Origin of the sequence: Marivirga tractuosa (assembly GCF_042140215.1) — a bacterium.
GTDB lineage: Bacteria > Bacteroidota > Bacteroidia > Cytophagales > Cyclobacteriaceae > Marivirga > Marivirga tractuosa_A.
In genome coordinates, this window is sequence record NZ_CP159478.1 from 1461956 (window position 1) to 1488382 (window position 26427).

Below are 26427 nucleotides of genomic sequence, written 5' to 3' on the forward strand. Positions count from 1 at the left end.
TCTATTCGTTATGTAGAATAACTTAAAACCTATCACCTATAACCTATAACTAATTATTCTTTATCATTACGGGTTGGTTTTTCTCAAAATCGTAAAGGGATTGCACCTTTAGGTTTAATAATTCCATCTTATAATTGATCAAGGCATCTGCCAATGCACCTTTTTTCTCCGAAAGCTGACTTTGAAATCTGTTGAGGTCAATACTGGTCAGATCACCGTTTTTGTATCGCTCCAGATTAATGTCATAAGTAAGCTTGGCATTTTTTACATTTTGTTCCGCTATGGAGATTTGGTTTTCCAGATTCTGCAGATTTCTATAAATTTTTCTAATGCCGATAATGATATTATTTTCTTCCACCTGTAAGTCCACCTTATTGATTTCCAGATTAGCATTGGCGGCATCCATTCTGGCTCTGTTTTCGCCCCAATCCCAAATCGGGATATTGAAAGTGATGGCTACTCGTGGGTTTAAATTGGGCTGTTCATAAACCTCAGGCGCCTGTTCGTTATCACCGAATACACCAAGTGATAAAGCGACTGATCCTTTAAACTCATTTAATGCTTTGGTTCGGGTTAATTCAAATTGCGATCTTTCGATGGCCATTCCTCGTTGTCTCAATTCCATCCTATGCTCTAGTCCGTGTTCAATGGCTTTTGCCAAGTCCACCTTTCTTGTGATGAAATCGATATCAACCGCTACTTCTATATCCTCATCCAAATTGAGTCCGAGGAGGAGTTTAAAGTCATCCGCAGCATTGTTGAGTAAAACCTCATTATTCTCCAGTGTGGATTTGGAAGAAGCAAGGTTCAATTCAGCCTGATACAATTCCTCTTTTGCTAAAAGATCAGCTTCTACTTTATTCAATGTAATTTCATAGCTGATTTTTTGATTCTCATATTCATCAGAGGCAATCTCCAAATTATTTTGGCGCTGATAGAAATTATAAAAAGATTGGGTCACATCCTGTTCCAAACTAAGCAGTTGGATACTATTGCTAATCTGTGCATTTTCAAGATTCAGTTCCAACTCCTTCAATTGCAGCTTCGTTCTGTTGTATGTGAAAATGGGCTGCTCCAGCTGTAGGTAGAGGTTGTTGCTAAAGGTTTTTGTTCTCACATCTTGAAATTCAGAATAGTTATCTCTATAGCCGAATTGGTTGATTAAGGAGATGCTACCATCAGTTGCGACAATAGGTTGAGTCACGGAAAAATTAGCAAAGGAATTATAATCTTCATTGGTGTTCCATTGTGAAAATAGATCATTGAAATTACGATTTCGATTATAATCGAAAGGTGTGACATCCAATGAAAACCTTGATTTTAAGGAGGCACGCTGAGCATCCAGAGATCTCTGGTTCCCATAGAGGTTCAATTTAGATTTCTTGATGTTTGGACTCTTCTGCTGAGCAATTTTAATAGCCTCTTGAAGAGTGAGCGTCTGTTGCCCCATTAGATTTTGAGACATTAAGCTGCATCCTACAATGATGAGCACCAGCAGTAATTGGCTGAATCTCTTTGGTTTGTTTCTTAGGTTTTCTTTAATTGTTTTCATGTCTTTATTGCTTAACCCATTTAATCGCATCTGCATAAACTGTTCGAAGGTCACATTCATCTGTTAATGAAATATTTCCCTCTTCTTCGTTGAAATAATAGGATCCCAGGTAATTCCAGCCCGGTTCCGCATTGGATATATTGTAATTGATATTGTCTTCGCCATCGGCATGCTTGATGATGTAGTGATAGAAATACTGCTTTCCATTGCTATCATTGCCACTATATGCGTTCTGATTTTTTCCTTTCATGTAGGTATAGATATCATAGAATCCTGCTTCCTTTATTTCAGGTGTCCAGCTAGCCACTTTTTCACCACTGCCTGAGCGGGTGAAGTGTGCCGACCGTATGACAGTCCCGAAATACTCAGAACCCGTTGTGGCTAACCATTTGGAATAAGGACGATCCCATTCCCCATAGTATTTTTGTTCAGTAGTTTTTCGACTGTCCAGATAGGCTTTTAAATAGGTAGGTTTTATTGGACTAAAGCTACTGAAATTGTCATCTTCATTGTCCACAATGACTTCTGTAAATGCCAACTCTTTATCTTCTGTAGCCAGCCTTTCACCCACAAACAAAGTAGCATTTTCACGCTTGCTTAAAGTTCCGACTGGTATGGTGATTTTAGAAGGTATATTTCTGGATATCAATGTGTTAATAGTGATATTATTCGGTTTTTCATCCAAGATGAAGCCTAGCTCCTTGGTTTCTCCCTTTTTAATTAAGGAAAGCTGTCCTTCAATTTCAGATTCAGTTTCCTCATTCACTTTCCCTCTATAAAATTCGCCATCGCTATTATCTTTATTGTCAAAGATTATCTCAATCACTCCATCATTATCACCACTGTTTTTAATTTTGGTCAATATTTGATAACGCTTTCTATCGCCATCCAAAATCTCATATTTCTGAAGTTCTAAAATCTCAAATGCTGGCTGCGATGTCTCAGAATAGACTTTTTGTATAATCGGATCAATATCCAAATTGAATTCATTCAAAAGTGCTGTTCTGAGATCCTCATAATGGGTCAACTGGTGGTTATGTGCATTGATCCATTCATATAGAAACCCTTTCAAGTTGGCTTCTCCTACTAATTGTCCAAGATAAGAGAAGAGGTATTCACTCTTCAATTCAATAGACTTCTGAATTTTATTGAATTCTGCCTCTGATACAATCTCGTCCAGTGAGGATTCCCTCATTAGATCGTTGCATTCTTCCGTAAAAGAAATTCCATTTCTGTTTCTGGAGAAATCTGTACGGGCCTGCTTTTCATTTATCAAATAATTGGCGATGCTACGGTTGAGTAGTCCCCATTCTTCACTGACAAAACCAGTATTGTAGGTATAGTAATTGGGAAAAATAGAGTAGTCGGCATCATCTTGGTTATATCCATCAAAAGTGTAGTTGGCTCCAATCTGCTTGGTGATTACTCTCTTAATTAAATCATTGAAAACGTTGGCCTGCTTCTGTTTATCTGTTAAAGTCTGATTTTGGGACTTTGCTTGGTTATTCATATCCCGTAATTGCATTCTGAGATCTAACTGCCGGATATCACCTCCTTTTTGGCCAAAAAACGGTTTCCGGCTGCAAATAAGCCTGATGTGTTTCGTACACTTTTGTGTAGGCTGAAAACTGAAGAGGAGTTTCTACAAATTGTAGCCTTTTGAAAGGATAGGAGATTTTTTGTGCATCTTCATATTCATTAGAAAGATCAGTAATAAGTGAGTTCAAAGTATCCGGTAGTTGATCAAGGTGATCCTCAAAAAAATCATGCTCTCGATAATGATATACCGCATACTCGATGGAATCTACGATAATGTCTTTCTTTACATAATCGCCTACTACCAGTGAAATTTGAGGCAGAGGATATTCCGGTCGGAATTCATAAATATTGCCGTTTATAAGTGGCTCACCTTGAGAAATAGCCATTTGCCCATCGCGCGTTTTTACTCTCAATTGAAAGTCAATAAAAGATATTTTATCTGTACTATGATTTTTGGGACTATATCCAATTTGAGTATCAGGATACCACATGACATCCTTGGTGAGCAATACATAGTCAGATTGCAAAAAGGCATATTTTTTTTGAAGAGAGAACATGAAGTATTCTAAAGGCGATTCATATCGTTCTTCATCCACTTCCAAATGTGCAGCTGATTCCTGAATAGTACCGCTATACTTCAGTTCTACATTCATTTCCTGCGCTGGTGCTAGGCTAAATCCTTTTGCAATTGATACGATATGCAGATTTTTTGCTGCAGGAACAGATTGCCCATTCACTAGCACATCATCGAGTTTTAGACCCGGATTTAAACTGAAGTAAATTTTATTGAGGGTTTCAGGCGTATTGTTCTTTACCAGCATTGCCGAATTCCCCATAATTTCATTTTCTGAGAGCTCCAAGTCGATGGAATGGGAAAGAATGCTAATGTTCGGTTCTTCTGCCCACTGTCCGTTGAGGCTGACCATTTGCTCTCTTAATTCTATCGGATCTTGACGCATATCCCATAATCTTAGCATGATAATGGAAGAAAATGCCAAAACTGCTAATCCAATTACTCCAGTTAAAACCTTGGTCGTTTTATGGCTTGAAAGTCGATCCAACAAAAAGGCAGTCATAAATAAAAAAGCGATGCCTAAGATGAAATAAAATGATCGTTGCATGAGTGCAAATTCCATGTCTTGGAAACCGGCAATATCAGAGGTAAACATCGGCAATCGGAAAGCCACAAAATCCAGAATATTGGAAAACTGATCGAAATAGTAGATCAACTGCACCCCGGCAAGTCCTAGTAGCAATACAATGCTAATCGGCTGGTTCTTTAAAATGGTCACCAGTAGGAACGATATTCCCGTGGTAAACATGATGGTGGGCATGCTAGTCAGCAAAGGATACAGAATATAAGCCAGTGGCTCGAAGGTAGTGTAGGGGCTGGTAATATTGAAGATCAGCGAGATCGAAACGAAAATCAGGTTTAACAGAAAGAAAAGCTTAAACAATGCCAGTGCTTTCCCTAAAACATAATCTAAATTGCTAATAGGACGCACAAAAAAGACCTCATTGGTATCCACTTTTTTATCTTTCTTAATCAAGCCAGTGGCCAAAAACACCACAGCAGCTGCTTGTGGTATGCTAATCAACACCAAACTGGCATAAGGCATCATCCAACTATTGGATAGGAAGGCCCATCTTGGGACATCTGCCTCGGAAAAGACCGCAATATTAAAAATAGTCAGGAAGCCTATTCCGGCTATGGCTAAAATTCTGAAAAACCAATTTCTCCAAAGCACTTTAGCCTCAAATCGGGAGATGGTCAATATGTTTTTGATTGAAATCATACCAGTGATACGCCTAGTTGGTTTTCCATAAAATATACATAAGCATGCTCCAGGTTAGGATTCGCATGAGTCGCTTTAGGATGCGGTGAATTTTCAGCAATCAATTGCACTTCCCATTTACCATCGATAGGAATGGTAGAAACCACGGAATATTCCGTTTTGATTTTGTTGAATTCTTCATCATCTAAGCTTACTTGCCATACATGCCCTCGCACTTTTTCTATCATTCCTTCCGGTGAACCTTTAAAGGCCACTTCTCCTTTATTGAGCATGGCCATATTATGACAGGTACTGCTGATATCGCCCACGATATGGGTGGAAAGAATAATGGTCACATCTTTTTGACTTAGATCAGATAAGATGTTTCGAAAGCGAATCCGTTCTTCTGGATCTAGACCTGTGGTGGGTTCATCTATTACCAATAACTTAGGTTCACCAATTAGTGCCTGGGCAATTCCCAGCCTGCGTTTCATTCCTCCGGAAAGTTTGTTGGCCAATCTTTCACGCACATCCAGAAGGCCAACCTGGTCCAACAGTTGATCTACTTTGATGATTCGCTCCTTCTTTTTGAGCGAGGTGGATAATTGGGCAGCATAATCAAGGAACTCCCAGGTCTTAAGCTTTGAGAAAAAGGTAAAATCCTGAGGAAGATATCCTATGCGGGTACGGATTTTTTGTCGGTGCTCATTGATGTCCATCCCATCCATTAAGATGCTGCCGGATGTAGCTTGCTGTGCGGTTACCAAAATGCGCATAAAGCTGGATTTACCTGCGCCATTAGGGCCTAGCAAACCGAACATTCCACTACCGATTTCCAGATTTACATCTTTTATAGCAGTATAACCATTAGGATAGGTCTTCGTGAGTCCTGTGATTTGTATATTCATTGGGCTTTAAAGTTGATAGCTTTAGATCTTTGCCTGTATTTCTTTCTTAGTGGATATAAGTAAGAAGCTGCAACTGCTTTTATGTTGCAGCGCCTACTGATTTATTCTTTTAATTCACAATTAATCTACCGCTTGACAACCTGCTAGTTTCATCTTTTTTGATTTGAATTTCACTTGTGCCAATTAAGTGTAAATAAGAGTCATTGGTCATAGATCCTTTCACAATTTTGATTGGTTCATTCGTCAGTACTTCGGCTGCATTCATGGTAGCATTTAGCGTGTCAAGCTCTACATCTTGTAAATTGAAATGAGCAGAATTCTTGATATTGAGGTTAAGCGTAGCTATTTCATTGCTTGTAGTCACCCTAATCCATCCGTCATTTTGATGAATGTCCAGAGTTTCCTGTTGCAAGTCAGATATGTATAGGAAAGGGTTATTTGCTGTTAAGCCTTTAAAACTCGATTTTGACACATAAATCGATATGTGTAAGGCTTGTTTTTTCTCCAAATCCATGGATTTTATACTTAGTGTATCACCCTCTAAATTATATTTCAAATATTGAAGTACATCTCCCGAAATACTTTTTACTTCTATTCTGGGTTTATCGGATCCGTGAAGCGTAATTTGATGGCCAATATCCTCAAGTTTTAGGTACTGCACTGAAGTAATGTCAACAGTTTCTGAAATGCTGTTGCTATCATCTAAGCGGTTTAAATCCCCTTTCAATCGCATTTCAGTAAAGGCCACAATCATATAAAGGAATAAGAAAGCAAAGAGGCCGATCAATATTTTATTGCTTAGTTTCATAACGATCAGTTTATTTTTTCAATATGTTTTTTCAATTCAGTGGCGCTAATACCTAGTAGCTGCGCTTGCTTCAAGAATTCAGGCAATACTTGATTAAAGAATTCTTCTCTTTTGCCCTCCAGAATGATTTTGGGTGCATTTTCATTGACGAAATAGCCAATTCCTCTTTGATTTTCTATAATATCCATAGCTTGTAGTTCACTGTAAGTTCTCATGATAGTATTTGGGTTTACCCCCATTTCCGCTGCTAACTCTCGCACTGAGGGTATTTTCTTGCCTGCAGGAAATTCGCCACTCACCACCTTGTCGGTAATGCTGTCCGCTATCTGCAGAAATATGCTTTTGCCGTTTTGAAATTCCATGTTATACCTCCCTTTCTTTTAATTTTCTGTAGGCTACAAATAGGATCACCAGATTACCGATGATGGCTAAAGTGCCGAAAAATTGCATTGCGCCCTTTTCACTATTAGGTATCAACCACATGCTTTCATTAGGCTGGTATTTTCCTACCCCAAAAGGTTCCACTATGATATAGAGACAGGCCGCATAAAAAATGACAATTATAGCTACTGCAAAAAGTGTTTTGACCAATGGCTGTTTGCTGAACATGGCCCCGCCCGTAAAAGGCAAAACAAAGCCTAACATCACCAATGCTATAATCATGGTCATAAACCAGGCTTGAAACTCTTGAATCTGATCGGGAAATTCCAAATCTGTCGCCATTCCGAAACCAATGCTTTCAAATTTTTCAGGAGTGAACAGATTGAAGAAATAGCCCTGAAAGTGGAACGTAAGCCAAAATAGCCCCGGGAGCAGTATTGCCACTATGCTTAATCTGGTGATGAATTCAAATAGAAACTTTTCCAGTACCGAGCTTGGCAGCATCAGATAATTGATCGTGCTTTCCTTGCTTCTAAAGGCAGGGAAAGAATAACCGGTATAGAGAATACCAAATACGGCCACGAAACCGATTATAAACCCTCTAAACATTTCCAGGTCATGTGGTTGACGGTCGTTGCCCATTTGCACAATAGTTAGCAGTAGGAATATAACCCCTACATAAGCGATGGACGCAAAGAACAATAGCTTCTGGTTTTGGATATAATGCTGTTTGGCCAACATTATAAATCTTTTGAAATTGAATATATTATTGGACATATTTTTTCAGGTTTTCATGGCCATTGGCTATGGCGTTAAACAATAGTTCTATATCAACATTGGAAGTTCCATTTTCCTGCTGGGTGATGACACGGAAGCCGCCAGGTACCATTTCGCTATACAAGATATGCTCGCCTTCAGCGGATGAAACCGTGGAGAAATTCAGCTGTGAGCCAATTTCATAAAGGTCTTTCTGCATAATGAATTTGCCATTATCCAGCATTAATACCTTATCGATCAAGTTTTCTACATCTTTCACCTGATGGGTAGAAATGATGACCAACTGATCTTCATCCAAAGAACCCGCCAATACTTTTCGGAAAATAGATTTTGAAGGAATATCCAATCCATTCGTAGGCTCATCAAGCACTAGCAAATGGCATTTAGTAGCCAATGCGAAAGAAATCAAGAACTTCTTTTTTTGACCATAGGAAAGCTTTTGCAAGCTTTTGGTTTCTGGTAATTCAAAATCCTTGATCAAGCGAAGCAGCAATTCCTTATCAAATCGCGGATAGAAACCTGAATTGGCCTTAACATAGTTATTGATGGAAATAGAAGGGAGATGAAACTCCTCTGAAACAAAAAAGACATCCTGCAAAAGGGAAGGCTGTCTTTTGGCAGGTTCATGACCTAAAATAGAAATATCACCCTTGTCAGGAAATAACAAGCCGATCATGAGCTTAAGCAAGGTGGTTTTACCTGCTCCGTTTTTACCCAGAAGGCCGACTATGCTGCCCGTTTGCAACTCGCAGTCCAGCTCATTGAAGAGCGGTTGCTGCTTTTTGGCGTAATTAAAAGTTAGATTTTTTATTACAATCATTATTACTGATTTAGTGTACTACTTAACTAATACAGTGCAATAGTAAAAGATTGATTTGGGATTTGCAAGGGAAAGGGGAGAAAAGTTTGGAGATGGGAGTTGGAAGATGGAAGTAGGAAGTAGGAAGTGAGAAGTGGGAAGAAGGAAGTTGGATGATGGATGAGTGTCGATCCCTAAATAGCATTGACCGTTTTGGTTAAACATTCATTTTATAATCCCACGGGCAATTATGAGCCTGAGGTTCTTTTCTTGGGCAAACTTCTAAGGGGCTCGATGCCCCTTGGAAGTTTTTCCTTCCCTCGGTGTAAATAATCACCTTCGGTCTATCTTGGGCATTTAAAGTTAATAAATTCTCTTTAAATTCATTAGGAGAATGTTCCATTTTAAATGCTCTGTGTTTCCTAGATTGATTATAATGATCAACAGCATTTTTTGTTTTCCTTTTTAAATCGTTAAAACTCCTTATTTCCCATTTTTTCAAGTATTCATTTTTAATTGTTCCGTTGACCCTTTCAGCATAGGCATTATCGGTGGCATATTCACCCATGCTAATGTGCATGCCGTTTTTTCTCAGCTCACCGGTGTAGGTTAAGCTGCTGTATTGAGCCCCTCTGTCCGAATGGTGTATGCTATCTCTTAAATCAGCACCCGTTGATTTCAATACCATTTGCAGTGCCTTTAAGTTTGCCTCTTTTCTCATATGGTCACTGACCCTGTAACCTAATATTATTCTGGTATAGACATCTACGATAAATATCAAGTAGTAAAACCTTTCATGGAGATAAAAATAGGTTATATCGCTCTGAAGCACTTGATAGGGCCTTGTTATCTGCATGCCTTCTATTAAATTAGGATAGCTTATAACACCTCTTATCGTAGTTCTACGGTGGTTTCTCTCAGGATTTACTCCATAACCCAGTGAAATAAATATCTCGCAAAATTTATCCCTGCCCATAAACTTAGGTTTAAGCGTATAGTACATCTTTTCAACCCCACAACCCGGATGAACCTTCTTGATTTGATCCGCCAACTTTACCAACTCTTCCAGTTCTTTATCAAAAGAAAACTGTCTTTGCTTGGCTTGATGGACTGATTGCTTGCTTGTCCCAACTGCCCTGTAAAGTTTGTTTAGGCTATAGCTCATTCTTTCCCTGTTCTTTTGGAACCACCAGAGTGTGGGGTATTGAAGTTTTTTTTGATATCGATATCATATTGCTCTTTCGCCAACTCTATCATCTTCTCTAAATAGTCAATATTTATCTGCTTTTGACCTACTGCCTGCTCCAGCTCTTTAACTTTTTCTTCAAGCTCCTTGACCTTATTGAATTGACTGTCTTTCATCTCAACTATCCTGACATTTCTCTCATTATAAGAAGAAAATTTATAAATCCATTTGTAAATAGTGACATTTGATATATTATAATGTCTCTCCATTTGACAGACACTCATAATGCCTTTTTCAAAATCACCTACGATTTTACGCTTGAATTCCTCAGAAAATCTCTTCCTGGCTTTGATACGTTTTCCCGTTTTTATCATAACTTTATTCGATTAAAAACGGTCAACTTATTTCAGAGAATGACAGAGGGACGTAGGGTGATGGATGTAGGATGTTGGGCTAGAGACTAATGAGGAATTGTTGTTTTGGGATATTACTATGTTCAATATTTGCCAAAAACTAGACGTAGTAGTGAATGTTGTCTAGTTTTTGGACAGGTTTCTGCATTATGTTCAATATTTTGGATAATCTGGACATTAGAGTGGTATTCAAGAGTGATATTTTTAGATTTAGTAATGTCAATATTACTTTTAGTTTTTTGAATTAAGCATCAGGGAAATAACAATCTGTTTACTTTGCGAAAACTTTGCGCCTTAGCGTCTTCGCGAGAACTTCTAAGCATCTTTGACGCCTGCGGACTAATCCATATATTAGAGCAATAAACGTGAAAATCAGACCTTACATATCCTCCGACAAAGCAGTTATCCTTCAATTATTTGATTGGAACACACCGCAATATTTTGATGAAACGGAAAGAGCGGGATTAGTCCATTACCTTGAGAATGAAACCGAAGATTACTTTGTAGTGGAGGATAAAGGCCAGATAGTAGGAGCGGGCGGCATTAACTACGAACCACAAGCCAAAACCGCTGTATTTTCTTGGGATATTATCAAACCCACTGAACACGGTAAAGGAATAGGGAGGAAACTGACCCAACATAGAATCCAGCATATCAATACAAAAGCTGATATTGAAAAGATCATAGTCAGAACCTCTCAATATACTGATAAATTCTACGAAAAGATGGGCTTTAAACTCTTAAAAGTAGAAAAAGACTATTGGGCGAAGGGTTTTGACCTATACCAAATGGAGCAGCTTAGCGAAAAAGTCTAATTTCACCGTACTAGCTAGAGATAATTACATTTTTGATCTACACCTTTTTTTTAGTAAATATTTTAAAGTTAATTCTAGAAATTAACTTTCTAGATGTTACAAATTAGTATACATTTACTGTAATGGTGATGTAAAGAAGAGAATCAATCGGGAACATAATTATTAATTATAATGAGTAAACAGATAACTTCACTAGTCTTATTACTTTTATTAAGTAGCATTGCATATGGACAACACTACTATAGTGGTGAGACAGTATATCCAATTGCGGACGCTATAAGAGATCAAGTTAATAAAGACAGACAAAAGTATTCAAACGTGAAGATAAGTGAGGAAGCTGAAATTCCTGTAATATTGAATGGACATCATGTGTTTATGGATACTCTGAGAACTGTCCAAATAAAAGATGTTAGTTCAATTTCTTTAAACTTTGAAAACGATAAGTATTTCTACTTGGGAACTAGAATAGAATACGGTGTAATTTTGATAAAAACGAAAGAGGAAGAAGAGGAAAAGTAATATCTTTGGAGGGTTAGCCAAAAAGTAAACTGAAATTAATCTCCAAAATTAGCATTATCTAGATTTTAAGGTTAATGACATAAAAAGTTCTAAACTATTTTTCACCGTCCCAGCCATGCTCAGCATGAGGGAGTTGAATTTTTTTTAAGTGTACCCCGTTCCCGCCATGCTGTGCATGGTGGCAATTTGTTCGATAGAATGAATCAAAATTACGAATAAACTTATTTAACCTGCTTGAAGAAAATAAATAAGGATTGAAAAAGCTGAGTCTTTTCCCTAAACTCAAAATCAAATGGATAATAATCTTCTGATCGCCATTTTTTCCATCATCCCCTTAATTGTTGGAGTTCACCTATGGCAAAAGGGAATTAGTTTGATCAGAAATGGAATAAAAGCAGAAGGGATTGTATTCAAAAATAATTTTAAAGGGAGTATTAACAATAAAACGGGTTTGTATTTTCCTGTGGTGCGGTTTTTAACCGAAAAGCAAGAATGGATTACCAAAGAACTTGACATCGGACAATATCCAGCCCTTGAAGAAGGTAAAAAACTTCAATTGATCTACAATCAAGAAAATCCTGAAGAAGTTGAAATTAATTCAATATTTAGATTGGAGATTTTGCCTCGTATTTTTGTGGCCGTTGGCATTCTGATGTTGATACTTGGTCTTTTAGGCTATTTGGAAATTATAGAATTAAACTTCGAGAATACATAGCTCTCAAAATTCTTGCTTCTACTGTACGTATTTATCGTACTGGATTTAATAACAGGCTTATTTAACCCGCTTGAAGAAATTAAATTCGAATTGATAAAAGTAAAATATTTGCGCTGCGGTTTGACGGTTTGAACCGTCAAACCGCTAAACTGTAAAAATGGCAGTTTCATGTATCGGTCAGACGGCTCCAGCCGTCAGACCAAATCGTATTTTGTTAATCAGGGCTTGGATAAGTTCCAGCGGAACGCCCTTATGGTAACAATCTCCAAGATAAATCCCTAAAGTTCCGTAGGAACGACCTTATATATGGAAGCAATCATCTTAGCATAAGGCCGCTCCTACGGAGCTTTTGTACTGCCCACAGTTTTCAGTTACCATAAGTAGGCACCTACGGAGCCTAAAATCTCTAGTATAACTTTTTCATGTTATACTTTCCATAGCGCGCGTTCTGAAGCTAAACCCTTGCGAAGTTTCAATCCTTCAACCACTCCAAAACCTCCCGAAAATGATCATCCTTTGCATCTTTATGGGTTAGCAAATTGATGTGATCATAATCATGTTGATAGCCTTGCTGTTTGCCAATCACTTTAAAGGTAAAGTTATCCTGATCACCAATTTCTTTTAGCAATCGCCTGCAGTCTACCGGGTGACCTATCTGTTTATCATTGGCACCTGTGATGGAGAGAATAGGCGGTAACGTTTTTTGTTGCAGGGCAGCGGCATAGTCAAAGCCATCCCTAAGGTCTTTCCAGTCTCGCGAGCGCACCCATTTATTTACTTCTAAGAAATAGTCTTTGGCTTCATCGGCACTGCCAATTTTATACTGTCTGGCGGGTAAATAACCTTTAGTTTTAGCTAGGAAAGTGCAGTAGCCAAACCATAATAAATCTACTATCAAAAACTTTTTGAGATTTTTTACCCTGATATCTCTTTTACTGCCAAAAAAGACCATTGATTTTAAATTGGGCGCTTCATTTTTAGCCAAATAAGCCATCAAATGCACACCACCCCAGCTGTGAGAAACCCAATGATCGGGTTCCTTGCCCTTAATAGATTTAATTTTTGCTATGAAATCAGGAATGTCTTCTTCAAAAGCAGATGCCATTCCAAAGTTGTTATCTCGACTTGGATGAGGCTTGCTTTTTCCTCTGCCTCTTAAGTCCGCCACAAATACATCAAATCCATTTTCGGCTAAAAAGGGCGCAAAACCTTTACCCGATTTGGAATAGAATATTTTGCCGTCTTCTATGCTTCCATGTACTAGAAATACGGATGGAGCTTTTTCTTTGGTGTAAAACCGCTTGAGGTGAAGGGTATAGTTTTCTTTTTCAATAAATAGACTTTCTGATTGCATGCTTGAAATTATATAAAAACTAGTAGGCATGCATAATAGATCACATTTTTTTTAACCACAAAGTTACTCTATGACTCTCACTAAGGACACGGAGGGAAAGCTAAAGCTTTTTTTACCACAAAAGAAAAGATAACAAAAGAATAGCCAAAGGCTGTAAAAAATTCTCGCAAAGCTGCTAAGGCGCAAAGTTTTCGCAAAGAAAAATATGTTTTGTTCATAATTATCTATTTTATCATTCTTTAGGTTGCGAGGTCGTTGCGTCATAGCGGCTTTGCGTGAATAACCTAAAAGCCTTAGGCTTTCATTTCTCCGTGAAACTTTGTGAAATCTCCGCGACCTTTGTGGTTAAATCAAAAGCCTTAGGCTTTCTTTTTATCCTTATGGCCTTTGTGGTAAGAAACAGGAGGGAAGACCCAGTTGCTGATTTGGTGCATTGGATAAATATCCATCAATTTGGTATTGACTTCCAGTTCCAAACCAGCATAATTTTCTTTATATTTTCCTCTGAAATAAGTGGTTAATCCATCATCAGTGCCTTTGTAGGGGTAATTAAATTTCACTCTCCAGCTATCCATTTTTTCATCTATACTTGCTTTCCAGGCTTCAGCAAATTCTTGCTCAAGATGATTTGCAGGATCAAACAGAATCCCGATTTCGGTCTTTCTTATTTCTCCGTTTAGAACAGGCGTGAAACTATGAAAAGAGAGATGAATCACTTGATGGTTATGATGTAAATGCTGTTCTATTTTTCTTTCAATTTGATTTCTATAAGGCAAATAGTACTCCTCAATTAATTCTTTCTTGATTTCTTCCGGCATCTTTTTCGAAAATTCAGAGAATAAATCCTCATGCCCTAAAGTTCGGTTGCATTCAATCAATAAGCGGCTTACGGAATTGGATATTAATTTACTATCAGCTCTACGGCTTATGTATTTGGCAATCTCCAAAGCCCCTTTGTCCCAGCCCCTGTGACTTTGCAATACAGCTTTTTGTCCAGTAAAATAAGATTTATAAAGTTCGGGGATTTCATAGCCCCCGTGCTCACAACTGAAGATGAACTTAGTCATTTCTTTTATTTGAGAATATCCTCATGTTAAATAATTTCATTTCGGCTTCAATGCTAATAAGTTAAGCCTTGAAGCCATATTGTTCACTGTAATCCTAAAAAATAACCTTGGTTATTTTCCTTTGTGTTCTATTGTATCTTTTGTGGTTAACAAATAATGGTGGTAATCTTTATCAACTGTAGCAAATTCCAACCACAAAAGATATAAAAGAAAACAAAAGGTTTTTCGCTTAAGCGAAAAAGTCTTTAAGGAAATCCCCTTAACTTGATAGCATTGAGGGCGTCATCTCGATCCCGATTTATCTGGATTAATTTTCTGGTATAAAGCTATTCTTACCTTAGCTCATAAAGCTTATTATCTTTCAAACAATCCACCAAAATCGCATATTCCTTTTTAATGTTTTCATCCGACCACTTTCTGTCTTTTAGATTTTCTAAAATACGTTGCGAAAGGTTACCATTGTCAAGGATGTATTGAATGATCTCTTTTTTATCATCTGATAAGTAAACATGTTTGAAAATATGTCTCCATACATCTTCTATGCTCACTTTCTCTTTTTTATCCAAATCAAAAATTCGAAGATATTCTTCATTTGAAATCATGCTTTTCCCACCTTTTTCCAGCGCTAATCGGTAAATATCATAGAGCTCATACTCATCAATCGGGTTATGCTCTTTGATATGTGGAATGATAAATTTTAATGCTTGTACCACAAATTCAGCTATAGCAAGATCTGCTGCTGGGCATTCCTGCAAATCAATAATTCTGATTTCTATGGCATTTCTGTCAAAACGAGCAATTGCACCTCTTGAATTCAGCCATTCATATTGCAAACTTTTGTCTTTATCAAAAGGTGCGATATCTTGAAAAATTCTCTTGAATATCACATCTTCATATTCCGCTTTGTTAGCTACAGATTCAGGAATTACTTTTCCCGTGATAGAAGGAATTTTCTTTTGATTTTGCTCATAGAAAGCCAATCTATTATCCAAAATCTCTGATTTCTGTCCGTCAAAAATAGGAGAGGAGGCCGTTAAAGCAGGTATTAAAGGCATGATATGCCTGATTGCCTCATGCAATAAGTAGAATTCTTCATCATTGGCAAATGGAAGATTGATATGCATACTTTGCAAATTGCCCCAGCCGTGTCCCTTACAATCGAATATTTGATTGTATCTGCTGTAAATTTCATTCCGCTCATGCGGCCAAAGCTTTACATCCTTAATTGGATTAAATAACGGATGCATGGCAGTCGGCATCAATTGCGCATCCAATGGCTCCAAAATCTCATTGATTTCCAATATGTTTTGATGAAAATCATGAGATAATCCTTCCACTCCGGGCATAGGATTAGTAGTTTTCAATTCCAATACATGCAATACCAATTCATTGGACCAGCTGATGCTACCGTTTTCCAGTTCATCTGTGATTTGTCCAAGTTTCTTTAATATCAATTGATCAGAAATAGGAGCTGGCATTAATGATTTGCGGTTCACAATCATGTATTCCAGCTCTATGCCGATGCATTCAAATAGAGAGTAGGTTTTAGTTGTATTTATTGCTTCCATCTTAATTCAGTACTACTTGTTTAGATTTTTGGATGCGGTTTAAAAACACATCCATCATTTTACTATATAATTTATCCTTAAGAACGGCATCTTCCACGCCTGTATCTATATTAGGATTATCATTGATTTCAATTACAAAAAACTTATTACCTTTTTGTTTGATATCCACTCCATAAAGGCTTTCCCCAATTAATTTGGATAGTTTTTCGGCAGTTTTAATCAAGGCTGTTGGTGCCAGCTCAACAGGCATAGTTTCTACTTTTCCATACTTTCCATTGTTATTCCAGTTGACGATTTGCCAATGTTCTTTACTCATAAAATATTTACAAGCATAAATGGCCTCTCCGTTGAAAACACCTACACGCCAATCAAAATCTGTTTGCAAAAATTGTTGACCTACAATCAGATCGGATTTCTCCAGCAAATCAGCTACCTTCTTTTTATATTCTCCCATGTTTTCAGCTTTGCTTACGCCTTGGCTGAAAGCACTATCAGGCTGTTTCAGAATAATGGGGAAGCCTAGAATATCTGGTGCCAAATGGATGTTCTCCTTATGAATTATTAAAGTTTCGGGCGCATCGATAAGGTGCATTTTCAAAAGCTCAGCCAAATAGACTTTATTGCTGCATTTGATAATGCTTTCTGGATCATCTACCACTACTAATCCTTCTGCTTTTGCACGCTGAGCAAATCGGAAAGTATGATGGTTTACGGCCGTTGTTTCTCTGATGAATAGTGCATCATAAGAAGAAAGCGTACTGTAATCATCTTTGGTAATTAAGTTGGCTTGAATTCCCTTTTGGTTTGCTGCCTTAATAAATTTTTGCAAAGTCTTTTCGGAGCTAGGTGCAGTTTTCTCCAATGGATCCCACAAAATAGCCATGGAGTAAGCAGCAGTTGTACGTTCAGGTACACTGAATTTTTTAGCTTCAAAGTATTTTTTAGTGGCTTCTTCCACAAATGTCCGGTGATCTTCAGGTATGTCGCCAGATGCAATAGGTGAAATATTCTGTATTGCCCATTTACCATCCCTTAATGTGAAATGGGCACGTATAAATGGAGACTGAAATAAGTTGAATAATTGTACGCTCAAGGCATCGTATTTCTTGGAAAGGTTTTTTCCGAAATAGATACTTAAAATAAATTTTTCTGACTTGATATCTTTAAGTGACTTTTGGATTAAAGAATCCAGTTCTGTTGATAAAATTTTTACAACAGAAAGTGTCTTCATTTCCTGAATCGTATTAATACTCGGAATGGCTTTATGTTTTCTTGCAGCAGCCAATAAGGATACATAATATCCCGTATTTTGGTATTTGTAATCTCTGCAAAGGTTAAAAACCCTGGCATTTTTTAAGTTGGAATAAACAGGATTGGTTAGGTACTGCTTTCCCGTGACAACTTCTACATCTTGTATGTCAAAATCCCAATCTTTTAGGCTAGTGACGGTTATAATAATCTTCATTTATTTATAATTAATAAATTTGCATCATAGGTGATTACCCCTAAAAGAATTGCGCAAATTAGGTGATCAATATCTACTGAATATAATTGTGAATCAAAAGGATTTCCGTGTAAAGGATCAGCTACTTGAACACTGCTATTTTCATAATTAATGCCGCTCAATACTACAAAATGACCGGATGGTTGACCTTTGATGTCATCATAAAGTACCGGTTCTTCTCCAAACTCCCTTTTCTCATTGTAGAGATAGGTCGCACTCAATCCGGTTAAAATGGGGATGTCTTGAATCAAATAAGACTGCAATAAATTTTTATTTAAGGTCTTATAGGTGATTTTTCCACCCTTTTCCAAAAATTGAATATAAGCTAATGAGGCTTGCTTGAATTTAGGAGTCTTTTTAAACTTCAGTTGAGCTTTTAACTTTTCGATTAAGTTAATATTGTCATCTTGAAACCAACTAGGATCAAATACTTTCAAATTGAATGTTATAATCTCTGCTTGAAAGCCTTTTTTTAAAGCATCAATACCTAGCATTACGGCTAAGGTCCCACCAGATTCTAAATATTCAATGGATTTTATGACTTCTTCGAGGCTAATTTCCTCGTTAAAAAAATTATAAACGGCATGCAAACTCGTGGGGCCACAAGTGCTGTCATTAGGTTGTCTGGAAATATCCAGTCTGAGTGTGTTATTTTTCAAATTAGTAGTTCAAAACTGATTCGATAACGCTGGATTTTAGGATTAGTTTCTTTTAAAGATTTTATTTTTGATTAATTTGATAATTATATTTAAACAACTGATAATCAGCTATTAATTATGCTTATTTTCTAATAAATATATAGCTGATATAGGCTATAAAAGTCACTAAATACAGAATAGCTTCCCATCTATCTAGTTTTTTGTTTTTAAGGGTGAACATAAATATAAATAACAAGATGGATCCTCCAATTAATACATAAAAATCGAAGTTCATATCTGTATTGAAGGTCAATGGAGTTACTACTGAATTTATGCCTAGGATAAATGTTAAATTAAAGATATTGGAGCCTATGACATTTCCGATTGCTATGTCTGCTCTATTTCGATAGGCAGCCACTGCGCTAGTAGCCAATTCTGGCAAAGAAGTTCCTGCTGCAATGATGGTTAAACCAATTAATTTTTCACTTAAGTTAAAACTTCTTGCTATATCCACTGCATTATCAACCACTAGTTTACCACCAATTACCAATCCTGTCAATCCTCCCAAAATTAACAATAAAGTAACCCAGTGGCTATGTATTGGGATTTCATCTGGTATATCTAAAGTGTGATTACTCTTTTTTACATTATAGAAAACGTAATAAATGAAAGCTATGAAAAGGAGTAAAAGGATAAATCCATCTATTAATCCTGAAGTATTTGTTTCGCTCCCAAAGAAAAAGGAATCATTCACCAGAATAAATAAAATGATTACTAATCCCATACTAAAAGGAATTTCTTTCCAGACGGTTTCAGATTGAACAACAAGTGGTCTGATAACTCCTGCAATACCTAAAATAAGAAATAAATTAAATATATTACTACCAATCAAATTACCGAAAACTACATCGTCTAATCCTTGTGAACCAGATACCAAATTCACTACTAATTCTGGTGCGGAGGTACCCATGGCGACAATTGTTAAACCAATGGCTATTTCTGAAACATTAAATCTTTTAGCAAATGAAGAGGCTCCGCTGACCATAAAATCAGCTCCTTTGATTAATAATATAAATCCTAATATGATGAATAACGTATCTAGAAATAGTTCCAAATTGCAATGCTGTTTTTATGCTCATCAAGTTAGCACAAGTATTTTTATTGGAAAACAAGAATTATAAAATTTTATCAAAATAGTTTAATTATTCTTATTTTAGGAATCTGAAATTAAGTGAAACAAAAATTATAATATTATGGGAAAAGGAGATAGAAAAACAAAAAAAGGTAAAATTTGGATGGGGAGTTATGGAAATACTAGGCCAAGACCTAATGCTGATAACGATAAAGTAGCATCAAGTTCGGCTAAACCTAAGGCTGAGAAAAAGACTGATGATGATAAAAAACCTAGCGCAACCAAGAAAACTACAGCAGCCAAAAAAACCACTGCTAAGAAAAAAACAGAAAAAGCTGACAAATAATTTTGCTTATTTGAATTTGCCGTTTACATTTGTGCAAATGCAAAAAAGAAATACAAATATCAACTGGTGGTGGACTTCTAATATTTAGAGGACAGCATTGGTATATACAATATTCAAAACCTCGCTGTCAAGTGAGGTTTTTTTTTGACTTAGAATTGATAAAAATGATTAATAAATTAAATAACGCATGGTGGTGGCACAAGAAAACATCTGAAACGGGATGAAGGGATATGCCATGCTTAATTGCGAACAAAAAGGCTTACCGGACATCCGGTAAGCCTTTTTTCTTTTTAAGATTATTTCATTTCGGCAAAGCCGAAAAAGGTAATTCTCGCAAAGACGCATAGCCTGTCCCGCACTGAAAGTCGGGAGGCGCAACGACCTCGCAACGTAAAAGAGAAGAAAAAAAATGACTATTTACATTTTTGATATAGAACCAATTTTCCTTTGCGAAAACTTTGCGTCTCCGCGTCTTCGCGAGACATTAAAAGCGTCAAAGACGCCTGCGGTCGAGTTTTATAGTCTATTAGGCAAAAGGAATTTTAAAACATTGTTAACCAAAAAATATTAATTGATTTAAAGATGACCAAAATCAAAAAGCAACACATTACGCTCCCGGCTGATTCATTCACCCCGGTAGCGCTTTACCTTCGCTTGAGGGATCAGTTTCCTCATACATTCTTAATGGAAAGTTCTGATTATCACACCAGAAGAAATAGTTTTTCCTACATTGGGGTTCAATCTATTGCGGAAGTAAAAGCCACTGAAGATAACTTCTACACAGAGATTGAAGGGGTTAGTAAAACTGAAAAACTAGATAGCAAATTAGACTTACCTGATAAATTGCAATCCTTTATTAATCAGTTTGAAGCTGAAGATCTATTTCCTCAGGAAGATTTTGAAGAAAGTGGTTTTTTCGGAGCTACTGGCTTCGATGGTGTACAGTATTTTGAAGATATCCATTTTGAAAAAGTGCAGGAAGATATTCCATTTCTCCGGTATCATTTCTACAGATTCGTATTGGTTTTTGACCATTTTAAAGATGAGTTACACGTTTTTGAGCATCAGCTTGGAAAAACTTATGATTTTGACCGCAATGATTTGGTGCAGGTGATTTTGAATCGCTCAGTTCCGCAATTTCAATTCAAGAAAGTAGGGGAGGAAGAAACCAATATGAGGGATGAGGAATTCCTGAATATCATAAATAAAGGAATAGAGCATGCTCAATTGGGCGATGTCTTTCAAATGGTGCTGTCAAGAGCGTTTTCGCAGGAATTTAAAGGAGATGAATTTACGGTGTATCGTGCCTTACGATCATTAAATCCATCTCCTTATTTATTTTATTTCGATTATGGCGATTATAAATTATTCGGTTCTTCACCTGAAGCGCAAGTTGGAGTTAAAGGCAATAAAGCCTATGTGAATCCAATAGCAGGAACTTATAGAAGGAGCGGAGATGATCAGGCTGATGCTAAATTGGCTGAAGAGCTCTTGAATGACGAAAAGGAAAATGCTGAGCACACCATGTTGGTTGATTTAGGTCGAAATGATTTATCAAAACATGGAAAGAATGTAAAAGTGGAGGTATATAAGGAAATTCAATTCTATTCTCATGTCATTCATTTGGTAAGTAAAGTAACAGCAGACGTTCCTGAAAAATCACCAGTTAAATTATTAGCAGATACTTTTCCTGCAGGAACCTTAAGCGGGGCGCCAAAATACAAAGCACTTGAGCTTATCAATAAGTATGAGCCTACTGGAAGAGGATTATATGGCGGAGCTGTAGGTTTGATTGGTTTAAATGGAAATTTAAATCATGCTATTGTAATCCGCTCATTCGTCAGCAAAAACAATAAATTGAATTACCGAGCAGGAGCAGGGATTGTGGCTTTATCTAATCCTGATAGTGAGCTGCAGGAAGTGCATAACAAACTATTTGCCTTGCGAAAAGCTATGGAAAAAGCTGAACATTTATTTGATCAACATCAAAAATAAGAGAAGGAAATGAAGATACTATTACTCGATAATTACGATTCCTTCACTTACAATTTGGTGGAGGTCATCAGGCAACAAAATATTGATGTTGAAATAGATGTGATCAGAAATGATAAAATCACTGTAGAGGAAGTGGCTAAATATGATAAAATTTTGCTTTCTCCTGGGCCAAGCGTTCCCGAAAATGCTGGTATTATGTTAGAGTTGATCAAACGATATGCTGCTGAAAAACCAATTTTAGGTATTTGCCTTGGGCATCAAGCCATAGGACAAGCTTTTGGCGGCAAACTTTTGAACATACAGCCTGTTATGCACGGTATTCAAAGTAAAGCTAAACTAGATGATCATTATTTATTTGAAGGAGTAAATAAAGAGATTAGTATAGGGCGATATCATTCATGGGTGATAGATGAGGTGGATTTTCCAGCAGATTTGGAAATCTTAGCTCGTTCAGATGATGGACAAATTATGGCTTGTAAGCATAAAAGATATGATGTTTGCGGATTGCAGTTTCATCCTGAATCGGTGATGACACCAGAGGGAGGACAGATTTTGAGAAATTGGATAGTCCAAGCCCCCTAATCCGCCAACGGGCGGAGAATAAGTCAGTACTTGACACTTAAAACTTATAACCTAAAACTTAAGACTTAAAAAAGAATGAAAGAACTTATAAATAGATTATCACAATACAACACCTTGACTAAAGAAGAAGCGAAAGCTATTTTCTTACGGATTGGTCAGGGGGAGTTTAACAATTCGGAACTGGCGGCTTTTATGACGCTTTTTATGATCCGGCCGGTGACGGTGGAGGAATTAGCGGGTTTCCGTGATGGATTGATGGAATTGCGAGTTCCGATTGATTTATCAGCTTATGATGGTATGGATTTATGCGGTACTGGTGGTGATGGAAAGAACACCTTTAATATTAGTACGATGTCTGCCTTTGTAGTGGCAGCTTGCGGACAAAATGTAGTAAAGCACGGTAATTATGGAGTTTCTTCCAAATGTGGAAGTTCCAATTTGTTGGAGCACTTTGGTTATGAATTTACCAATGAGCAAACTGAATTGGAAAAGCAATTGGAAACCAGTGGAATATGTTTTTTACATGCACCAAAATTTCACCCTGCTATGCGATTTGTAGGGCCTATTCGGAAAGAACTTGGAGTTAAAACCTTCTTCAATATGTTGGGTCCTTTAGTAAATCCGGCTTTACCCAAAAAACAAATGGCAGGAGTTTTTAGTCATGAATTAGCACGAATTTATTCTTATTTATTTCAGGAATCCGATACACAATATAGTGTGGTTTATGACTTAGAAGGATATGATGAATGTTCGCTTACGGGAGAAACTAAAGTGTTTTCATCTACAGGAGAAAAAATCTTGAAGCCAGAAGATTTCGGTTTGGAGCAAATAAAAGCAGAAGAAATCCATGGGGGAGAAACCATAGAGGAAGCCGCTAAAATATTCACCGATATTTTAAAAGGAGAAGGAACAAAAGCACAGAATTCAGTGGTTTACGCAAATAGCGCATTAGCATTACAAGCAGCAGGGAAATATGATAATTTATTAGAAGCAACTGAAGCAGCAAAAGAAGCTATTGAATCTGGAAAGGCTTATGGGGTGTTTAAAAGGTTAGCTCCATAGCCCGCAATAACCCCCTAGCCCCCAAAGGGGGATTGCTGGCTAGCTGGTGAACGTAAATTGAAATATATGGTCATCTCTGTACTTTGTACCCAGTACTCTGTACTTATAACTTAATACTTAAAACCTATTACTTAGGACTTAAAACTTAAAAAAATGAACATTTTACAACAAATAGCAGAATATAAAAAAGCAGAAGTAGCGGAGCGTCAAAAGCTATTCCCAGTGGATTTTTTGAAGCAGAAGCTCTATTATAAATCAAAACCAGTCAGTTTGAAATCCTATGTAATGGATGAAACTAAAACTGGGATAATAGCCGAGATTAAGAGAAAATCACCTTCTGAAGGAAAGATTAATTCACACATTTCAGTGGAGGAAGTTTCTATAGGCTATATGCAAAGTGGAGCAAGTGCTTTGTCTGTATTGACTGATGAGCCTTCTTTTGGCGGAAGTTTGAAAGATTTGGAAGTAGCCAGAAAATTTAATTATTGCCCTATACTAAGAAAAGATTTTATGCTGGATCCTTATCAGGTTTATGAGGCTAAAGCGCATGGTGCAGATGCCATTTTATTAATCGCAGCTATGATTGATAAAACCTTATGTCAGGAATTAGCTTCTCTAGCTTCTGAATTAGGAATGGAAGTTTTATTGGAAGTTCATAATCAGGAAGAATTGGATTCCCATTACGGCAATTATGCTGATTTAGTGGGAATCAATAGTCGTGATTTGAAAAGTTTTAATACTGATTTGGAAGTAGCTAAAAAGTTAGCTAATCAACTACCTGCGGGAGTACCAAAAATAGCAGAAAGTGGCTTGAAAACTCCAGAAGATGTAGTGGCCATGAAAAATGCAGGATTTGATGGCTTTTTAATTGGGACTTTATTTATGAAAAGCAGCGAGCCAGGCAAAAGCTGTCAAAGATTTTCCCAACAAGTTAAAAACTTGTTGAGAGAAGAAGTAGCCAAATAAAATGTTTAAAGTTTAAATCAAAAACCTTATAAAGGAAATGGAAAAACAAGATTTGAAAATAAAGATTTGCGGAATGCGGGATAAAGAGAATATCCTGCAGATTTTGAGATTTGAACCTGATTATCTTGGATTTATTTTCTTTGAAAAATCTTCCCGATATGTTCAGGAAGATCAAATGAAGGAAATAATCAAATTAAGTTTTGGCGAGACTGAAAGGGTGGGAGTTTTTGTAGATGAGGCATTTGAAAAGATTTTAGATTTTGCGGATAAAGGTTTTTTTGATGTGGTTCAGTTGCATGGAAATGAAACGCCAGAAATGGTAAAGGCTTTAAAAGAAGAAGGCTTGGAAGTGATTAAAGTGTTTTCTGTGGATGATGATTTTGATGCAAAGATTTTAAATAAATATACTGAAGCCGATTACTTTTTATTTGATACCAAAGGGAAATTACCAGGTGGAAATGGGGTCAAATTCAATTGGGATGTATTGGGAAATAGTAAAATTAAAAAGCCATTTTTCCTTAGTGGTGGTTTAGGAGTAGATGACATGGAAATGATTAACAGTTTCAAATCTAAAAATCTTTATGCATTGGACTTTAATAGTAAGCTGGAAGATGAGCCTGGACTTAAGAATTTAAGCAAAGTAAGAAAGCTAATGGAAAACATATTCGATGAGAAATAAATTGGATATAAGGTTGATATAAATAGATAGTAAAGTTGAAATAATTAGAAATATATGGTGAATATCTCTGTACTAGATACCAGATACTCACTACTCAATACTAATGATATGGAAATAAAAATAGATGAAAACGGATATTATGGAGAGTTTGGTGGAGCTTATATTCCAGAGCTTTTGCATCCGAATATCGAAGAGTTGAAAAATAATTACTTGAAGATTTCACAAGAGCCAGAATTTATAGAGGAATTCAAGGCTTTGTTAAAGGATTATGTTGGCAGACCAACACCTTTGTTTTTAGCTAAAAGACTATCCGAAAAGCATGGTGCCAAAATCTATCTTAAACGAGAAGACTTGAACCATACGGGAGCTCACAAGATCAATAATGCTATCGGACAAGCATTGCTAGCCAAGCGATTAGGCAAAAAGAAAATTATAGCCGAAACGGGAGCAGGTCAACATGGAGTGGCTACTGCTACTGCTTGTGCTTTATTGGATTTACCTTGTAAAGTTTTTATGGGTGAAGTAGACATGGAAAGGCAAAAGCCGAATGTAGAGCGTATGAAGATTTTGGGGGCTGAAGTTATTCCTGCTACTTCCGGTTCAAGAACTTTGAAAGATGCCACAAATGAAGCCATGCGCTACTGGATCAATAATCCGGATGATACACATTACATTATTGGCTCAGTTGTAGGCCCTCATCCTTTCCCTGATATGGTGACTCGTTTCCAGTCAGTTATCAGCGAGGAAATGATGGCGCAATTGCAAGAACAAGAAGGCACCAATGCACCCGATTATGTGGTAGCTTGCGTAGGAGGAGGAAGCAATGCAGCTGGTGCATTTTATCATTATCTGAATAATGAAAAAGTGAAATTAGTAGCGGTGGAAGCAGCTGGCCATGGTTTAGATAGCGGTGAAACAGCTGCCACCACAGCCAGAGGGAGTTCTGGAGTTTTGCATGGTTTTAAAACCTTATTGATGCAATCGGAAGATGGACAAGTAACAGAACCCTATTCAATTTCTGCTGGATTAGATTATCCTGGGATTGGTCCTTTGCATGCTCATTTATATGCAAGCAAAAGAGGTATCTTTAAATATGTAACGGATAAAGAAGCTATGGATGCAGGAGTTGAGTTAAGCAAGTTGGAAGGGATTATTCCGGCAGTGGAAACTGCACATGCTTTGGCTGCTTTGGATCAGTTTGAATTTAAAAAGGATGATATAGTGGTGATTAATTTATCAGGAAGAGGTGATAAGGACTTGCAGACTTATATCAACTTTGGAAACTACTGAAATGTAATTAATAATTAATAATTAGGAATTAAGAATTAAGCACGGCTCTCCGCTGTA

Annotated in this window: 26 protein-coding genes; 10 read left to right on the top strand and 16 right to left on the bottom strand. The window is 37.0% G+C overall.

Annotated elements, in window-relative coordinates; genetic code table 11:
• Nucleotides 1–49: 49 nt before the first annotated feature.
• From ABWH96_RS06740 to ABWH96_RS06785, 10 genes are all read right to left on the bottom strand, one after another.
• Complete coding sequence (locus ABWH96_RS06740; RefSeq protein WP_375580708.1) at nt 50–1552, bottom strand: TolC family protein; 1503 nt, start codon at nt 1550–1552, stop codon at nt 50–52.
• A 4-nt stretch (nt 1553–1556) separates the two neighbouring features.
• Nucleotides 1557–3062, bottom strand: a complete 1506-nt coding sequence (locus tag ABWH96_RS06745; RefSeq protein ID WP_375580709.1) for a hypothetical protein — start codon at nt 3060–3062, stop codon at nt 1557–1559.
• Between the two features lie 37 nt (nt 3063–3099).
• Nucleotides 3100–4887 (bottom strand): hypothetical protein, encoded by a 1788-nt coding sequence (locus ABWH96_RS06750; protein ID WP_375580710.1) that lies wholly within the window; start codon nt 4885–4887, stop codon nt 3100–3102.
• The gene (locus ABWH96_RS06755) at nt 4884–5774 is read right to left on the bottom strand and encodes an ABC transporter ATP-binding protein (protein ID WP_375580711.1); all 891 of its coding nucleotides are present in this window, start codon (nt 5772–5774) and stop codon (nt 4884–4886) included. Before ABWH96_RS06755 ends, ABWH96_RS06750 begins: the two co-directional genes overlap by 4 nt.
• 109 nt (nt 5775–5883) lie before the next feature.
• Nucleotides 5884–6582, bottom strand: coding sequence for a hypothetical protein (locus ABWH96_RS06760; protein WP_375580712.1), 699 nt, complete (start codon nt 6580–6582; stop codon nt 5884–5886).
• Nucleotides 6583–6587: 5 nt separating this feature from the next.
• Nucleotides 6588–6944 (bottom strand): GntR family transcriptional regulator, encoded by a 357-nt coding sequence (locus ABWH96_RS06765; RefSeq protein ID WP_375580713.1) that lies wholly within the window; start codon nt 6942–6944, stop codon nt 6588–6590.
• Between the two features lies 1 nt (nt 6945).
• Nucleotides 6946–7740, bottom strand: coding sequence for a hypothetical protein (locus ABWH96_RS06770; RefSeq protein ID WP_375580714.1), 795 nt, complete (start codon nt 7738–7740; stop codon nt 6946–6948).
• Entirely contained in the window at nt 7730–8560 is an 831-nt protein-coding gene (locus ABWH96_RS06775; protein WP_375580715.1) for an ATP-binding cassette domain-containing protein, read from the bottom strand. Before ABWH96_RS06775 ends, ABWH96_RS06770 begins: the two co-directional genes overlap by 11 nt.
• A gap of 196 nt (nt 8561–8756) precedes the next feature.
• Nucleotides 8757–9704 carry an IS3 family transposase gene (locus ABWH96_RS06780; RefSeq protein ID WP_375577610.1) on the bottom strand — a complete coding sequence of 316 codons (948 nt, stop codon included), beginning with the start codon at nt 9702–9704 and terminating at the stop codon, nt 8757–8759.
• Entirely contained in the window at nt 9701–10099 is a 399-nt protein-coding gene (locus ABWH96_RS06785; RefSeq protein ID WP_375577609.1) for a transposase, read from the bottom strand. The genes ABWH96_RS06780 and ABWH96_RS06785 overlap by 4 nt, the downstream gene beginning before the upstream one ends.
• A 404-nt stretch (nt 10100–10503) precedes the next feature.
• Between ABWH96_RS06785 and ABWH96_RS06790 the strand changes: the two genes are divergently transcribed.
• The 3 genes from ABWH96_RS06790 to ABWH96_RS06800 all read left to right on the top strand — a co-directional run bounded on the left by ABWH96_RS06790 (nt 10504) and on the right by ABWH96_RS06800 (nt 12187).
• Nucleotides 10504–10953, top strand: a complete 450-nt coding sequence (locus ABWH96_RS06790; protein ID WP_375580716.1) for a GNAT family N-acetyltransferase — start codon at nt 10504–10506, stop codon at nt 10951–10953.
• A 171-nt stretch (nt 10954–11124) separates the two neighbouring features.
• Nucleotides 11125–11472, top strand: coding sequence for a hypothetical protein (locus ABWH96_RS06795; RefSeq protein WP_375580717.1), 348 nt, complete (start codon nt 11125–11127; stop codon nt 11470–11472).
• Nucleotides 11473–11764: 292 nt separating this feature from the next.
• Nucleotides 11765–12187, top strand: coding sequence for a DUF3592 domain-containing protein (locus tag ABWH96_RS06800; RefSeq protein WP_375580718.1), 423 nt, complete (start codon nt 11765–11767; stop codon nt 12185–12187).
• A gap of 472 nt (nt 12188–12659) precedes the next feature.
• On the opposite strand, the gene ABWH96_RS06805 is transcribed toward ABWH96_RS06800, so the two are convergent.
• The 6 genes from ABWH96_RS06805 to ABWH96_RS06830 form a co-directional block, all read right to left on the bottom strand.
• A complete protein-coding gene (locus ABWH96_RS06805) occupies nt 12660–13541 on the bottom strand; it encodes an alpha/beta fold hydrolase (protein WP_375580719.1) in 882 nt (293 codons plus the stop codon).
• Between the two features lie 359 nt (nt 13542–13900).
• Nucleotides 13901–14608, bottom strand: coding sequence for an N-formylglutamate amidohydrolase (locus tag ABWH96_RS06810; protein WP_375580720.1), 708 nt, complete (start codon nt 14606–14608; stop codon nt 13901–13903).
• 332 nt (nt 14609–14940) lie between these two features.
• Complete coding sequence (locus tag ABWH96_RS06815) at nt 14941–16176, bottom strand: glutamate-cysteine ligase family protein (RefSeq protein ID WP_375580721.1); 1236 nt, start codon at nt 16174–16176, stop codon at nt 14941–14943.
• A 1-nt stretch (nt 16177) separates the two neighbouring features.
• A complete protein-coding gene (locus tag ABWH96_RS06820; protein ID WP_375580722.1) occupies nt 16178–17641 on the bottom strand; it encodes a RimK family protein in 1464 nt (487 codons plus the stop codon).
• Complete coding sequence (locus ABWH96_RS06825; RefSeq protein ID WP_375580723.1) at nt 17638–18339, bottom strand: C39 family peptidase; 702 nt, start codon at nt 18337–18339, stop codon at nt 17638–17640. The genes ABWH96_RS06820 and ABWH96_RS06825 overlap by 4 nt, the downstream gene beginning before the upstream one ends.
• 121 nt (nt 18340–18460) lie before the next feature.
• Nucleotides 18461–19432 (bottom strand): calcium/sodium antiporter, encoded by a 972-nt coding sequence (locus ABWH96_RS06830; RefSeq protein ID WP_375580724.1) that lies wholly within the window; start codon nt 19430–19432, stop codon nt 18461–18463.
• Between the two features lie 139 nt (nt 19433–19571).
• Between ABWH96_RS06830 and ABWH96_RS06835 the strand changes: the two genes are divergently transcribed.
• The 7 genes from ABWH96_RS06835 (at nt 19572) to trpB (ending at nt 26370) form a co-directional block, all read left to right on the top strand.
• Nucleotides 19572–19796, top strand: coding sequence for a 30S ribosomal protein THX (locus ABWH96_RS06835; protein WP_375580725.1), 225 nt, complete (start codon nt 19572–19574; stop codon nt 19794–19796).
• 582 nt (nt 19797–20378) lie between these two features.
• Complete coding sequence (locus ABWH96_RS06840) at nt 20379–21791, top strand: anthranilate synthase component I family protein (protein WP_375580726.1); 1413 nt, start codon at nt 20379–20381, stop codon at nt 21789–21791.
• A gap of 9 nt (nt 21792–21800) precedes the next feature.
• Nucleotides 21801–22373 (top strand): anthranilate synthase component II, encoded by a 573-nt coding sequence (locus ABWH96_RS06845; RefSeq protein WP_375580727.1) that lies wholly within the window; start codon nt 21801–21803, stop codon nt 22371–22373.
• A gap of 75 nt (nt 22374–22448) precedes the next feature.
• Nucleotides 22449–23435, top strand: coding sequence for an anthranilate phosphoribosyltransferase (trpD, locus tag ABWH96_RS06850; RefSeq protein WP_375580728.1), 987 nt, complete (start codon nt 22449–22451; stop codon nt 23433–23435).
• A 153-nt stretch (nt 23436–23588) separates the two neighbouring features.
• Nucleotides 23589–24401 carry an indole-3-glycerol phosphate synthase TrpC gene (gene trpC / locus ABWH96_RS06855; RefSeq protein ID WP_375580729.1) on the top strand — a complete coding sequence of 271 codons (813 nt, stop codon included), beginning with the start codon at nt 23589–23591 and terminating at the stop codon, nt 24399–24401.
• 37 nt (nt 24402–24438) lie between these two features.
• Nucleotides 24439–25080, top strand: a complete 642-nt coding sequence (locus ABWH96_RS06860) for a phosphoribosylanthranilate isomerase (protein WP_375580730.1) — start codon at nt 24439–24441, stop codon at nt 25078–25080.
• Nucleotides 25081–25188: 108 nt separating this feature from the next.
• On the top strand, nt 25189–26370 hold the full coding sequence (gene trpB / locus ABWH96_RS06865; RefSeq protein WP_375580731.1) for a tryptophan synthase subunit beta: 1182 nt from the start codon (nt 25189–25191) through the stop codon (nt 26368–26370).
• Nucleotides 26371–26427 lie beyond the last annotated feature (57 nt).